Annotated in this window: 13 protein-coding genes; 4 read left to right on the top strand and 9 right to left on the bottom strand. The window is 43.4% G+C overall.

Features of this window, described 5'->3' with window-relative positions; all coding sequences use genetic code 11:
- Window positions 1–37: 37 nt before the first annotated feature.
- The 3 genes from Q9G97_RS00915 to Q9G97_RS00905 form a co-directional block, all read right to left on the bottom strand.
- Window positions 38–358 carry a hypothetical protein gene (locus tag Q9G97_RS00915; RefSeq protein ID WP_305899358.1) on the bottom strand — a complete coding sequence of 107 codons (321 nt, stop codon included), beginning with the start codon at window positions 356–358 and terminating at the stop codon, window positions 38–40.
- A 119-nt stretch (window positions 359–477) separates the two neighbouring features.
- Window positions 478–1,395: a 4-hydroxy-tetrahydrodipicolinate synthase gene (dapA, locus tag Q9G97_RS00910; protein WP_305899357.1), complete on the bottom strand. Its 918-nt coding sequence runs from the start codon at window positions 1,393–1,395 to the stop codon at window positions 478–480.
- Window positions 1,396–1,692: 297 nt separating this feature from the next.
- The gene (locus Q9G97_RS00905; RefSeq protein ID WP_371747914.1) at window positions 1,693–3,051 is read right to left on the bottom strand and encodes a Do family serine endopeptidase; all 1,359 of its coding nucleotides are present in this window, start codon (window positions 3,049–3,051) and stop codon (window positions 1,693–1,695) included.
- Window positions 3,052–3,567: 516 nt separating this feature from the next.
- On the opposite strand from Q9G97_RS00905, the gene Q9G97_RS00900 reads away from it, so the two are divergent.
- Complete coding sequence (locus Q9G97_RS00900) at window positions 3,568–5,910, top strand: sodium:proton antiporter (protein ID WP_305899355.1); 2,343 nt, start codon at window positions 3,568–3,570, stop codon at window positions 5,908–5,910.
- A 100-nt stretch (window positions 5,911–6,010) separates the two neighbouring features.
- Here Q9G97_RS00900 and tmk read toward each other — a convergent pair whose 3' ends face one another.
- Together tmk and mltG are read right to left on the bottom strand one after the other, a co-directional pair.
- On the bottom strand, window positions 6,011–6,676 hold the full coding sequence (gene tmk, locus Q9G97_RS00895) for a dTMP kinase (protein ID WP_305900240.1): 666 nt from the start codon (window positions 6,674–6,676) through the stop codon (window positions 6,011–6,013).
- 175 nt (window positions 6,677–6,851) lie between these two features.
- Entirely contained in the window at window positions 6,852–8,225 is a 1,374-nt protein-coding gene (gene mltG / locus Q9G97_RS00890) for an endolytic transglycosylase MltG (protein ID WP_305899354.1), read from the bottom strand.
- A 160-nt stretch (window positions 8,226–8,385) separates the two neighbouring features.
- Here mltG and Q9G97_RS00885 point away from each other — a divergent pair, with 160 nt between their 5' ends.
- On the top strand, window positions 8,386–9,150 hold the full coding sequence (locus Q9G97_RS00885) for a DpnI domain-containing protein (RefSeq protein WP_305899353.1): 765 nt from the start codon (window positions 8,386–8,388) through the stop codon (window positions 9,148–9,150).
- Here Q9G97_RS00885 and Q9G97_RS00880 read toward each other — a convergent pair.
- Window positions 9,147–9,641 (bottom strand): hypothetical protein, encoded by a 495-nt coding sequence (locus Q9G97_RS00880; RefSeq protein WP_305899352.1) that lies wholly within the window; start codon window positions 9,639–9,641, stop codon window positions 9,147–9,149. The two genes, Q9G97_RS00885 and Q9G97_RS00880, sit on opposite strands and share 4 nt — an antisense overlap.
- 151 nt (window positions 9,642–9,792) lie before the next feature.
- Here Q9G97_RS00880 and Q9G97_RS00875 point away from each other — a divergent pair, with 151 nt between their 5' ends.
- Window positions 9,793–9,975 carry a DpnD/PcfM family protein gene (locus Q9G97_RS00875; protein ID WP_305899351.1) on the top strand — a complete coding sequence of 61 codons (183 nt, stop codon included), beginning with the start codon at window positions 9,793–9,795 and terminating at the stop codon, window positions 9,973–9,975.
- 27 nt (window positions 9,976–10,002) lie between these two features.
- Here the strand turns inward: Q9G97_RS00875 and Q9G97_RS00870 are convergent, their stop codons facing one another.
- Together Q9G97_RS00870 and Q9G97_RS00865 are read right to left on the bottom strand one after the other, a co-directional pair.
- Window positions 10,003–11,043: an aminotransferase class IV gene (locus tag Q9G97_RS00870; RefSeq protein WP_305899350.1), complete on the bottom strand. Its 1,041-nt coding sequence runs from the start codon at window positions 11,041–11,043 to the stop codon at window positions 10,003–10,005.
- An 8-nt stretch (window positions 11,044–11,051) separates the two neighbouring features.
- Complete coding sequence (locus Q9G97_RS00865) at window positions 11,052–11,708, bottom strand: hypothetical protein (RefSeq protein WP_305899349.1); 657 nt, start codon at window positions 11,706–11,708, stop codon at window positions 11,052–11,054.
- A gap of 440 nt (window positions 11,709–12,148) precedes the next feature.
- Here Q9G97_RS00865 and aroE point away from each other — a divergent pair, with 440 nt between their 5' ends.
- Entirely contained in the window at window positions 12,149–13,006 is an 858-nt protein-coding gene (aroE, locus tag Q9G97_RS00860; RefSeq protein ID WP_305899348.1) for a shikimate dehydrogenase, read from the top strand.
- A 9-nt stretch (window positions 13,007–13,015) separates the two neighbouring features.
- On the opposite strand, the gene Q9G97_RS00855 is transcribed toward aroE, so the two are convergent.
- The gene (locus Q9G97_RS00855; protein ID WP_305899347.1) at window positions 13,016–14,164 is read right to left on the bottom strand and encodes an FUSC family protein; all 1,149 of its coding nucleotides are present in this window, start codon (window positions 14,162–14,164) and stop codon (window positions 13,016–13,018) included.
- Window positions 14,165–14,387 lie beyond the last annotated feature (223 nt).

Below are 14,387 nucleotides of genomic sequence, written 5' to 3'. Positions count from 1 at the left end.
TAGACAATAATAGTATAGACAAGGGTAATTAGGATGTTTATTGATTCGGAGCCGTTACCGCCACAGCGCGCTCAGGCTTTGGCAACTGATATTGTTTGCCTGCTTCGTTTTGCAAGACGAGTGTGTTTTGCCCAACGTTTGGCGTGGGATATAAAGGGACAAAAGGTGCGGTCTGCTGATCAGTCGGTAGCTGTAGTGGCGCAAGCTTTTGGCTTTGCTGATACTCCAAGCTACCATTGTCGCGTTTACCAATAAAATCTTTTGTAGCCTGACAACCACTCAAAACTAAGGTGCTACCCATTATAATAGAAAACAAGATGGGCGTAGCTTTAGGCATAGTAAATGATGTTTTCATCATAGTATCTCTAGGTTAGTAAGCAAGTTATCTAGCAAAATAAGCTTATGCAGCCTTTTGACTGATCGTTGGTGATATTCATATAAAGCTGAGTAATCACTACAAGTGCTCAGCTTTGAAGCTTAAAGTGATTTGGTCGCAATATTAGCTCGTACCAAAGCATCATCAATCGTAGCGTGATGCTCCTCTGCCAGCCAAACTAGAGGCAGGCGAATACCAGTATCGATCATGCCCATCTTGTGCAGCGCATATTTGGCTGGGATCGGGCTTGACTCGATAAACAAGTCACGATGTAAATGCTTGATCACATCGTGCGCCGCATTTGCAGCAGCAAAATCACCACGTAGCGCTGCTGTAAAGCTCTCGCTCATAGCTTTTGGCGCGACGTTGGCGGTCACTGAGATATTGCCTTTACTACCAAATCTCATCAGCTCAAGCGCCGTACTATCGTCGCCTGATAATACTACCAATCTATCACCGACCGCCTGAATCAGTTTTTCACCACGTTCTAAAGAACCTGTAGCATCTTTGATTGAGACAATATTATCGATATCAGCCAAACGCTCAACGGTCTCCTGCGCGATATCCACTACCGTACGACCAGGCACATTATAGAGCATTTGTGGTATAGCGACTGCTTCGGCAATAGCTTTATAATGCTGATATAAGCCCTCTTGTGGCGGCTTATTATAATAAGGCGCAACCAGCAGCGCACAGTCGGCTCCTGCATCTTTGGCATCTTGAGTGAGCTTGATCGCTTCAGTCGTATTATTAGCGCCTGTCCCTGCTACCACAGGTACTCGGCCTTTGACATGCTGCACAAAATAACGAATCACTTCGCTGTGCTCTTGCATGGACAACGTTGCCGACTCACCCGTCGTGCCCACTGCTACTAAGCAATGCGTACCTTGATCGATTTGCCAATCTATGAGATCTGCCAGACGTTTGTAATCGACCGTGCCGTCAGGATTCATGGGCGTCACCAAAGCTACCATAGAGCCTTGGAGTCGGGTTTTTATCTCGTCATATGCTGTGCTCATAACCGTGCCTTACTGTATTATCCTAGCTTTTGTAAAAGCTGTCATGTGATAGGTCGTGGGCAAGGATTTTTTCCTTGCTTGAAGTTTATATTACTATCTTATAGACAATGCTAGTCTATAAGCAACGCTGATTTTTGGGCTATCAATAATTACTATTGACCCTTTAATAAAAAGCATAATAAAAATACTGCTATAAACGTCCGCTAGTGTAACATATTTTAATTTGGTCGCTATCTATCAATTACAGGTTAGGACAAGGTTAATGAGTTAAGATTCTCGAATAGTTGTGTCTATGATCTACTCAATCCTCAAGCCAATAATTGCCGGAATACCTTGGCGTATTAAGCCAATAGTAACCACCCCTTTTTCGGGTAATGAGGAGATTGCCGCATTAAAGTCAGAGGCTTTGGTGATTGGGGTTTGGTGCAAATTCGTGATGATATCACCTGCCAAAACTCCCGAACGTGCGCCAAGACCTGTTGGATCAGCGGCAGTAACTAGCACGCCCTCTTTATCATCTTCAAGCTCCGCTCGTTCATCAGGGAGCAAATTGCGTAACCTAAGTCCTAAACGCACCTCATTATCGCGCTGCCCGCTGCCTTCTGCTTGTACATCTGTTAGCGCATCGCTCAGCTTGCCGCTGATAAGTAACGCTTTACCATCGCGCTGTACTTGTACTTTAAAGCCATCATCGGGGCGCGCGCGATTGATTAAATTCAATAAATCTGAGGCGCGCATAATCTTAGTGTCGTTGTATTCTAATATAATATCACCCGTTTTAAGCCCTGCTTTTTGGGCAGGTGAATCAGGGGACACTCGGGTCAATAATGCACCTTGTGGGCGTTCTAGCTTATACACTTCGGCCAAATTACGATCGATATCTTGCGGATAAATACCAAGATAGGCCCGCGATACTTCGCCATTGGCTTTGAGCTGCTCATAAATATCCATCGCCGCATCAATCGGTATGGAAAACGACAAACCCATATAACCACCCGTACCACTAAAAATGCGCGAATTGATGCCGATGACTTCGCCGCGCTGGTTAAATAGCGGTCCGCCTGAATTACCAGGATTTAGCGCGACATCCGTTTGGATAAAGGGTACGCTAGTCTCTCTTGAGAAGCTGCGCGATTTGGCACTGACGATACCTGCAGAAGCTGAATAGTCAAAGCCAAACGGCGAGCCGATAGCTAGGACTGGCTCACCTACCTTTAAGCTATTAGAGTCGCCAATAGGTAGGGCTGGCAGTTGGGCGCCAACGACTTTTAGCACCGCCACATCTGAGCGCTCATCACTACCTATCAAGGTGGCATCAAGCTCGGTGCGATCATTCAGAGTCACTGTGATTGTGTCAGCGCCTTCAATGACATGGTGATTGGTCAGCATATAACCATCCGCCGTCACAAAAAACCCTGTGCCGTAAGCGTGTTCGATAGCAGGCTGGGTTGCCTGCTCAGGAATATCTATACGATTGCCAAAAAACTGACGCAGTAGCTCAGCAGTTTGGGCTTTAGCCAACTCCGATTCACTTACGGTCTTAGTGACATTGACTCGGGCGACCCCAGGTGTGACTTGCTGTACTAAATCTGAGAAGTCAGCGGTAGTCACAGCCGCTTGTACAGTAGTCGTCGCTAGACCGATACCTGTAGTCATAGTAGTCGCAACGGCGATTGCCAACGCACTATGTCTTAACCAACAGCGAATGATAGGGGCGCGGCGTTGAGTCTGCATGGTTATTCCTTAGACGGTCTTTTTTATCTTGTTATTGAGTGATACTTGTTGTTGAGCGATAGTTATTAGAGAGTAGTTATTAGATCATAATCGTTGGTTAAATAGGGTCTAATACAAGCCAAATAAAATCATGCTATTATAACAAGTAAAATTATTATCATAGTCGGCAAAAGTCAATATATAAAGTTTACAGGCTTTCTTGTGAGCTAATATTATTAGTTATGTGTTGCTGCTTTTAGTTATAGTTCTTAACAAGTCGATGTCTAAATTAGCCTCTTTTACCTATAAACACTACTTATCTTTAGATATTACTATTTTTGTCCACGAGTATTGTTACTAATTACTAACTACTCTATATCATTATTATCGTCAGCGATGATTTATAGTGGTAATTATATAGCTGATATCTAACAGCATACGTTTATAAAGGATCAATTTATGGATACTGCTCTACTGCTATCTGGCGTAGTTGCAATAGGCATCGCGGCACAATGGTTGGCTTGGTACTTAAAGCAACCGTCCATTTTATTTTTATTGCTCATTGGTATTATTGCAGGTCCTATATTAGGGATTTTTGACCCTGACTTGGTGTTAGGCGAGCTGATGTTTCCGTTCATCTCTTTAGGGGTGGCAATCATTTTATTTGAAGGCTCATTGACCTTAGAGTTCGATGAGATCAAGCAGCACGGTACTGTGGTGCAGATGCTGGTATCCGTTGGGGTACTCATTACTATCGCCATCGTTGCGCTCTCAACCTATCTACTATTCGATGTCGATCCGCTGATCGCGTTGCTGTTCGGTGCATTGGTATGTGTGACTGGCCCTACGGTAATCATGCCGCTACTACGTAGTGTGCGGCCTAACAAGACCATCTCCAATATCCTAAAGTGGGAAGGTATCATCATTGATCCTATCGGCGCCATTGCGGTGGTATTGGTCTATGAATATATTATCTCTGGTGGCGAGGCTAGCAGTATTTTACTGTTCGCCAAAATTGTCATATTAGCGACGGCTATCGGTATGGCGGGCGCTTGGTTCTTGGCGTTCTTGATGCGTCGCCATATGATTCCTGAGTTTTTGCGTAATGTGTTTACGCTTGCCTATGTTCTTTTGCTCTTCTCAATCTCTAACCACTTAGAGCATGAGTCTGGACTATTAACCGTTACCGTACTGGGTGTGGCGCTAGCCAACTGGCCAAAATTCCCACGCGATACTATTCTAGAGTTTAATGAGTCCTTAACTATACTACTTATCTCTGTATTGTTTATTATTCTAGCGGCTCGTGTTGAGCTGGCAAGCTTGATGAGTGTGGGCTTTGCAGGATTAGTACTACTAGCTATCGTGATGTTTATCGCGCGTCCGCTGTCCGTTTGGGCATCCTCTATCGGCTCAAACCTGCGCACTAATGAAAAGCTGATGATTAGCTGGATCGGTCCGCGTGGTATCGTTGCTGCTGCCATCTCCTCACTGTTTGCTATCCGCCTGCAAGAGTATGATATTCAAGGTGTTGAGCTGCTAGTTCCACTAGTATTTATGGTCATTATCGGTACGGTCATGATTCAGGGTCTAGGGGCAAAGTTTGTCGGTAATTTGCTTGGCGTGCGTGAGCCTGAGACCAACGGTATTTTGGTCGTCGGCTCCAACCCTGTCGCTTTGATGGTGGCGACTTCTCTAAAAGAGCAAGGGTTTGATGTGATTGTGGCGCACAACAACTACACTAACATTGCAGGTGCACGGATGAGTGGCCTGCGTACTTACTTTGGTAATCCTATTTCCGATCATGCTGATCATCATCTTGATCTTATCGGTATCGGTCATCTGTTTGCGATGAGTATGGATCGCGAAATGAACACTTTATCTGAGATTCATTATCGTCATGAATTCGGTGAGCGTAGTCTCTATCGTCTCAAATTCAGTGAAGAGAAAGTCAAAAATGAGCGCGATGATAAACAGTCAAACTTCTCATCCCAGTGGATGTTTGGCAAAGACGTCACTTATACTAAGCTTGCCAGTATGATCTCAAGAAAGGCTAAGATTAAGATCACTAACATTACTGACAGCTATAGCTTTGAGCAATATAAAGCCGACAATAAGCAATTTGTGCCGCTCTATACTGTCGATAAAGAAGGCAAGCTGCATGTGATTACCGACAAGTTCGATGGCACAGTAGCACGCGATCGTAAGCTCATTGCCCTAGTCATCGAGGATGAAGTGCAGCCAAAAGCTGTGGACGTCACCGCCAAGCAAGAACAAGCGCGCATAGTAGCTGATGCACATTTTGAGGCCAATTCTAAAGCGCCTGAAAAGCGCAAAGAAAAAGCGCTAGAAGATGATAACAGTAATAATGAGATCGCCATTGGTAATACTGATATCGACACTGATACTGCTGATAACAAAGATCAGATAGTCTCTAAGGGTGCAGATGATACTATTGCTAACTCTTCTCAAAGCAAATTGAATGCTGGCAAGACAACGCTATCTACAGATTCGGTAGCTACTAAGCCAACTGCTACTGATGCAAATGAGGCTGATGCTGCTAAACAAAAGAGTGCGCAGAGTATAGAATCTAAGCCTGCTGTTGATGGTTCAGCGACACCAAAAAATACAACTGCCGAATCTATAGAGGTTATAAAGTCAAAAGCCAATGGTAGTGGTAGCGCACCTAAGACCAAAAAAGGGTCATTGGATCCAAAACGCTTACCCGATACCGATGATAGTATCGATAAAGTAGATAGTAAAGACAACGCTGCTAAACCAGATAAGTCAGATCTAGACAAGTAGCTGTTGATCAATATAGTCAGGTCAGAATAGTCAGTCAAAACAAAAATCCCAGCTCACAGTAGCTGGGATTTTTTTAATTTTTCTTTTAAAAGGCTACTGACTACGATAAATCAAAACGCGCGCTAATTACTTGCCAAATACGAGCGTTTACCTCTTCGCTACTTCCATTAGCATCGATAAGCTGTATGCGATCAGGATGCTGATCTGCCAAGGCCGAAAAACCTTCGTATATGCGCATGAAGAAGTCGCTCGCCTGCTGCTCAAAACGATCCGCTACGCTGCGCTTGCCTGCCCTCGCCATCCCCTCATCCACTGGCAAGTCTAACCATAACGTTAGCTCAGGTAACTGTGGAATAAACTGCGCTATTAGCGTATCAATCTTGGTTAGCATTACGCTATCGCCATGAGCGCGGCCATAACCTTGATAGGCGATGGTTGAGTCGGTAAAACGATCACAGATAACCCAAGTGCCCTGTGATAAGGCAGGCAAAATCACTTGTTGCATATGATCACAACGCGCTGCAAATAAAAGCAATAACTCCGTATCATCATCGATGCTAGTGGCAGGATCGAGCAATATAGAGCGCAGACGCTCAGCAAACGGGCTGCCACCTGGCTCACGAGTGCGCAGATAGTCAATGCCATTGTCTTGCAAGCGTGCACACAAGGCTTCAATGGCAGTGGTTTTACCGACGCCTTCGGTACCCTCAAAGCTAATAAAGCGTCCCAGTTCGGACGCGCTTTTGAGCTCATTACTAGCAGTCATTGTCGTTGAGTGGATAACTGTAGCTGCTGACATGCGTAAGCCTTATTTATGATAGGTATAATATTTATAGAGAGTATTTACGATAAGTATCGTTAAAAAATAGCTGACTCACTGCGCCTATTTTGGCAGTAGTCAGCTAAAGGTATCAAAAAGAGATAAGTTTTGACCAATTGTACTATTCAGTAATTTCCGTAGGTGCAATTTGAGATTTTTTCTCACGCATCACTTTTAGATACGCCTGCACCGCTCTATTATGATCCGCCAAACTGTTGGTAAATTTATGTCCGCCCGTGCCTGTCGCTACGAAGTACAAGGCCTCAGAGTCAGCAGGATGTAAAGTCGCTTCAATAGAAGCTGCTGAGGGCAGCGCAATAGGCGTCGGTGGCAAGCCGTCGATCTGATAGGTGTTATAACCTGTCTTTTCATCGATATCTTTGCGGCGAATATTACCATCGTAGCGACTGCCCATACCATAAATAATAGTCGGATCAGTCTGCATGCGCATGCTTTTGTTCAAACGGTTATTGAACACTGCTGATACCAACGGACGCTCGCTTGCCACGCTGGTTTCTTTTTCGATAATAGATGCCATCACTAGCGCTTCATAAGGACTGCTATACGGTAGATCTGGCGCACGGTTCTCCCACGCTGCCGTCAGTGCTTGCTGCTGACGCTTATAGAGGTCGGTCAATACTTGCCTGTCGGTTGCACCTTCACCATAATAGTAAGTATCAGGGGTAAACCAGCCCTCCAAGTTATAGCTGACGATAGGGTCATCGCTATTGATCACTGAGTCAGGCAAGATACCGACTAAGTCTAGCGCCTCAGCGATGCTCTTATTATCCGCATCTGCGGTGAGAATCTCTTTAGTTATGCCTGGATTGTCCCGCAAGTTCTGATATAAGTCTTTTGAAGTTTTACCTTCGATAATCTGCACCTTTACCATCGCCACTTTTGCGCCTTGTCCTAATACTTGCAAGGCTTCGGCGATTGTTGGATTCTCAGGCAGCTGATAGATGCCGGCATGCAGTGGCGCATCGACTTGGGATTTGATATAGAACTTGGCAATGCTCGCGGAGAATAGCGGAATCTGCTGTTGCCACTGTGGCAATAGACCATAATAAGTATCACCCGCCTCTATCGTCACTTTTTGTTCGGGCTGCTCAATACGACCGAACAGAGTCTGATAAACCATCACCAATAAAAAAGCAGCAATAAGTCCTAGCACCAGCAGTATCTGATAACCGCGCTGCATAAAGAACGATTGATTGTCTTTTTTGTATTTGCGTGGCTTATTCTGCTGACTGATGAGCGAAATATCGGTCACTGGTGCTGGTTCTTCTACAGCGCTATCCGCTAGCACTTTTACGGGCTTATCGTCTTGGCTCGACGTTGTCGTTGTATTACTAACGTTAGTGTTCGCATCGACAGGTTCTACGTTTATAGGAGACGCAGCGCTATCATCGCTACTAGTATTCGTTGTAGTGTTGTCATTTTTAATAGGTTCATCAGGCTTATTGGACGGTAGATCAGAGGTCGGCTTGCTCATGGCAACTCGCGAGGCAAAGGTTTGCTAGAATTTAGCACTGAACGGAGTGGTTTTCAATGTAATTTATTTAGTATAGCCTTTAACTTAAGATTTAGTAGCGAATATCTCATTAAATAGCACTTTATTATCATACTTACTTCAACAATAACGGCAGCTTACTATGGACTTAAATTTCAATCAGCACCTTGTTAAAGGCTACACCTCTCCTAGCCAAATTATCCGCGTCCTAAGTGAAAATTGGGTCGCAGAGCAAGGTTACTGTCCGAACTGTAGTAGCCAACCCTTAGCCGAATTCGGTAATAATAAACCTGTCGCTGACTTTTATTGTGCCCACTGCAGTGAACAGTTTGAGCTAAAAAGTAAAAAAGCTAAATTGAGCAATATTATCAATGATGGCGCTTATGACACGATGCTTGAACTCATTGCCAGTGATAATAATCCGAGCTTCTTTTTTTTGACTTATTCCAAAGAGCTTGCTGTTAATAATTTCTTAATTATTCCAAAGCACTTTTTTACCGCAACTATTATTATTAAGCGTAAGCCATTATCGGCTACAGCTCGCCGCGCAGGGTGGGTCGGTTGTAATATTGACTTACGCCAAGTGCCTGAAGCTGGCAAAGTATTTTTGGTCAAAAACCAAACCGTTATGCCTCGTGATAAAGTAACTCAGCAATTTAAGCAAACGCTATTTTTGCGTAAGCAAAGCAATCTTGCTCGTGGTTGGACGTTAGATGTTTGGCAGTGCATCGATAAGCTTAATGAAAAATTTAATTTGCAACAAGTTTATGCTTTTGCAGAGGAACTAAAGCTTAAACATCCTGACAATAATCATATTCAAGACAAAATCCGCCAACAGCTCCAAATACTACGCGATAAAGGCATTATTGAATTTTTGGGACGTGGTCGTTATCAGAAGTTACGTTAAGCGTTTCCATTCTTCCAAAGTGGCAAATCTGTGGCTGCCACTAAGCGTCTGTCATATTTATGAGGAAGATAATCCATTTCTAGCTCATCATTTACTTTAAAAAAGCTTTCCATATGATCATCAACACATTTATATGCTCTGTTTTTTACACATTTATTCCAATTAATTAGTAATTCGAACGGTGTACGAACTGCTTTAGTAAAAGCTTGCTTTTTGACAGTAATAGCGCACATTACATACTCATCATGAGGTAACTTATTCACTCCTTGTTTTACGACCTGCGCACGTGTATGTGCATATTCAAATACACCACCGTAAGCGATGTACCGTCTACTCCCTTGTAAATACTGAACACTAAACGCTAACTTTGAATAACCTGATAAATAAATAATTTGATTAGGATTGTTTTTAGCTTTTCTACATATATTAAGGAAAATTAACAACCGACGAATTTGTAATGGAGTTCTTTTATCCTCATAAACTGAGCGCATTTAACTCTCCCCTTTTAACTTCGTTATTTAAAAGGCGATCATTGATCGATTGGCTTCAATACACAAGCTTGATTAACAAAAGACGATCACTTCTCTAAAGTGTTTTTGCTACGATAAGCAGCACAAATGATTAGCAAAAGTGAGAATAGTTATGACAAATGAGAAAGAGTTAAAGACTTATCAAGTAGAAATAATTGAAACCCTGAGTCGAGTTGTTGAGATAGTAGCTGAGGATGATTCATCGGCAATTTTAAAAGCAAATGAGAAGTATAGAAACGAAGATATTGTGTTATATCCTGATGATATGATGGATACTGAATTTATTATTTATTAGACAAAGCAGAAGATAAATAAAAAGCGATCAAAAATGAACCACATTCCCATCTAATAAAGTAAGCGCCGAGGCTGGCATGATTCCACGTACCGCATTGCAAAAGAACAGCTGTGATAAATGAGGCAGATCATCATCCGTTAATGAGCGCACGATAACTGGCCTATCAGACACCGCTAGCGAGTCTATAATAACTTGGCGCATGACCCCTCTTACACCAGACTGATCCATCGCTGGCGTATACCATTGAGATTTTTTGAGATAGTTTGAAAGCTCTGAATCATTGATAGTATTAGTATTAGTATTAGTATTAGTATTAGTATTAGTATTAGTATTAGTATTAGTATTAGTATTTAGAGAATTTATCGCTTTACTATTAATCGTATTATTTAATTGATAAAAAATATTACTCATCGTGCCCTCAACCCAAGCACCACTCATATCACGAACTAAACCCTCTCCATATTGATGACTAGCTGAATCTAACTGAGCATTTTGAGTACTTTGCGTATTGACACCTTGTAGCTCGCCACTTGCCAGCACATTATCGAGTCGATTTAGACTTTTTAGACCTGCTAGTATCGGTGGCAGGCAAGCCAATTGTGAGGTTAGACAAATAGCGCTGATAGCAGGCTGGATAGATACTTTGTTACCATTTAATAATGACAGCTGCCGAGGAGTCTCGATAGCCATCGCAGTTGACTTTAGCCAAACCTCACAAGCGCGACCTGTCGTATCAGCACAGAAGCCATAGCCGCGAACGGGCTGCTCGGCACGGGTGATAATCAGCTTTATTATGCCTTGCTCTAGCTGCTCAGCATGTGCTTGTATAGCACTCAATACACAATCGCTATCGATATCCAGCTGTAACGCTTGCGCATGAGACACTAGTCGCTGTCGATGATACGCTGACCACAATACTGCACCACCCAGCACCGCCATCGTGGTAAAAAACCCATCGCCATAAGCCATGCCACGATTGCCTATTATCGAAAGCTCAGGCGTCAACACTGTCTGTGCAACATTTGGCTGCGAGTACAGGGCTAGCCATTGGGCTTTGTTTGACATCATAGAATGGCTTAAGTGCTCGCTGCTGACTTATTGAGTATCAGCATACAGCTATAAAACTCGCATTTTGCCAGCTCTATCTTTTGACCGCCTACATTCTGATTCTTGATAATCTGACCATTAAGCATATCAGCAAGCACTTTACCACCTTCCTCACCCATCAGCTGGCGAGAGACTTGATAAGCTTTTTTGGCATGAGATTTACTTTGTTCTTTTTCTTCAGCAGAGTCGGTAGGATTGGCATAATACCAGCCCAGCTCTAAGTATTTTTGTGAGTCAATCACATCCAAATAAGGCGCTTTGGTAGTCATAAAGCGGTATTTAGTAGCAGGGTTACTGGCATAGTCTAGACTATTCTCATCCGTGCTAATGACTTTGCCAAAAGTGGCGTTGATATTATCTAGCGCATCGATTTTAACAGGCTCGACCGTATCTTTGCTCCACGTCGCTAGATCATAGGTAACGGGCACACCTTGCTCAGAGACTGCGCCATCCATGTCGCTATCCGCTGTAGGTGTTGCGCTTTCTTGAGACTCAGGCGTATCAGTGCTAATAGTAGAGGCGACCTCTTCAACAGTGCTCTGCTTATCCGTCCCGCAGGCACTCAAGGCTAGGCCAGCAGCTAGAGTCGTACCGATCATCGTTGTCTGTAAGGTAGTCTTCCACATGGGCAATTTACTCACACTTCTTGAATGAATTATAAAATAGTATTAGATGATGTTGATGATTCAAAAGTAGACACTACTGATGTTAAAAAAAGCAGCGTGCTGTATGATAACGCTTATAAGCTATACCTTATCAAGACTAACATTGATGCAAGTTATACGCCAACGTTAGTAGGTAGAGTTTCACTATAAAATTTAGTTATTCAGTTATAAAGCTAAACAACAGGAAATAGCTGTCCTCACAGTTTACCCAACTGCTCCTGCCTTGACTAGCCCTTAGGTTACAGATAACAATCACCGCTAAGAGATATTTGTTATTTAGCTGTTTGCCAGCTTTCTATTAGCTTATATAGCTAGATTTCAGTTACAAATACTTTGATTGGAAATAAACAGCAACTATCTACATTCATTATTCACAATAAAGTACAGGTAATTCAGCGCCCATGACTCAAGATACCCTTAATCCGACCCAGCATTTTATCGTAATTGGCAACCCTATCGCTCACAGCAAATCACCTGCTATTCATCAATTGTTTGCCAGCCAAAGCGGGCTTACTATCTCTTATCAGCGTCAATATTGTCCTGATGACGCCCAAAGCTTTCAAGCAGTGGTTGAGGCTTTTTTTAATGGTGGTGGTGTTGGTGCAAATGTGACTGTACCCTTTAAGCAAGTCGCTTATGCCCAATGTCAGGCACAGGGCAGTCTATCAGAGCATGCCAAAGTAGCAGGCGCGGTTAATACGATCTTGATAAAAGACAGTGCCCTATATGGCGATAATACTGATGGTCAAGGGTTGGTCAATCATATGATTCGCCTAGGGTGGCCACTGACTGATGCACGGGTGGCTATTATTGGCGCGGGCGGTGCAGCACGCGGCGTGATACTACCGCTTATTGAGGCAGGCATCGGCGCGTTAACGCTTGCCAATCGTACCGAAAGTCGAGCGCAAGACTTAGCCTCAGAGCTTAGTGCAGCTAGTAGTGTCATCAACAATCACAAGATTACTAGTTGTGAGACATCCAAGCTCACAGGTGATTTTGACTTGATTATCAATGCTACCTCTATCGGCTTAACAGGGGATACTTTGCCGCTCTGTGCTGACTTAACGAGTGGTTATGTTTACGACATGATGTACGGGCGCGAGCTGCCTTTTCTACAACATTTTGTGGCGCGTGGTGCGCAAGTATCTAATGGTTTTGGCATGCTTATTGGTCAAGCAGCGCTCAGCTTTGAGCGTTGGACAGGGCACACTGTGGATGTCGATGGCGCAACGACTGCTTTGCAAGCATCGGCAAACTGATATCAAACGTCAGCTTTTTATCCCAAATCGTTTCAATAACCAGCGTTCAAGCCTTTGAAATGGCAAACGTAGCTGAGTTGAATGCATGACCCAGCCACCCAAAATACCGAGCAGACAGCCTAGCATCGTATCGAGCAAACGCGCGCGCATCACTTGCTGATAGACAGGTTCAGTTATTAGCGCCCCACTGCCATATTCAGCAATAAATATCGTCAATGGGGTGATAAAGATAACCGCCAGTCCATAGTGGCGATCTATCAAGGTCTCAATACTGACCATCATCACGAGTATGGCGACGGCTACTTGCCAGCCGCTCAAATGCCATGATAGCAGCCATCCTGCCAATCCTATGCCGACTAAAGTCCCTAGCAGACGATGAAACTGCTTAATCCACATCGTGCGCAGATGAATACCTTGAATAATAATAAAGCAACTGACCGCCGCCCAATAAGGATTGGTCATGTTAAATACTATCGCTATTAATAACGTCAAACTCACAAACCCTGCCACAATGAAGCTCTCGCTCAACGTATCTGGCTCATAGCTATAGTCGATAACAGGCTGAGCCGACCGCGTTGACAATAAAAATAATGAATACAGCAGCGCCATGAATGTAGAGAAAATACTACCGAACATGACCAGTCCTGTCGCGAGCATGACTTGATCTAGTGGTATAGGGATAAATAAAGCGATAGCACCTGCCATCATAATAAATAGCCCAGCAGGTGGTGGCTGGCGATAATAGCGCCCAAATACAATCACGGCAAAGGCTATTAAGGCAAATACGGGCAACCGAAGATAAGGCAATTGCTGCGCTATCGCTCCCAATGCAAAACTCATCGACATCGCAAAGCCCCAAGCTATGAGCGTCATCAGTCGATGCGGCAATGAGCCAATCAGTGGCAAGTTTAGGATAATCATAGCGCCCAATGAGGCTTTGATGCCTGCAGCCAATGCGCCAAAATACACGCCAACGAATATCGGAAAGCTAATCGATACGGCCGTAACTATCGGCAGATGCCACGGCCTTTGACTTTTATTGACATTCAATAAATGCGCCAATTCACCTTTTATGAGCTGATTGCTCTGATAAAAAGCATAACTAAGTATTTTTTGAACCCAGCATTTCAAAGATACTAGTTGCTTAATCAAACTCATGTGATTTTTGTCCTTTAGCTGCTTTTATAAATCGATAACAAGCCACTTAAACCATTGAAAATTATAACGATAAAGTTTTTATATAATTTAATGTAATGAGTTGTTATCTTTGATATGAATATTAGTTATGTATTATATATTTATTATTTTATAAAGCTTATACTGATGACAACATTGGTTAAAAAACTAGACAAATTTTAACCGCTTTACCTTAGATACGTTT

Source organism: Psychrobacter sp. M13 (genome assembly GCF_030718935.1).
Classification (GTDB): domain Bacteria; phylum Pseudomonadota; class Gammaproteobacteria; order Pseudomonadales; family Moraxellaceae; genus Psychrobacter; species Psychrobacter immobilis_G.
Note: the sequence above shows the minus strand (reverse complement) of the source record. Positions and strands in the feature narration are given on the sequence as shown.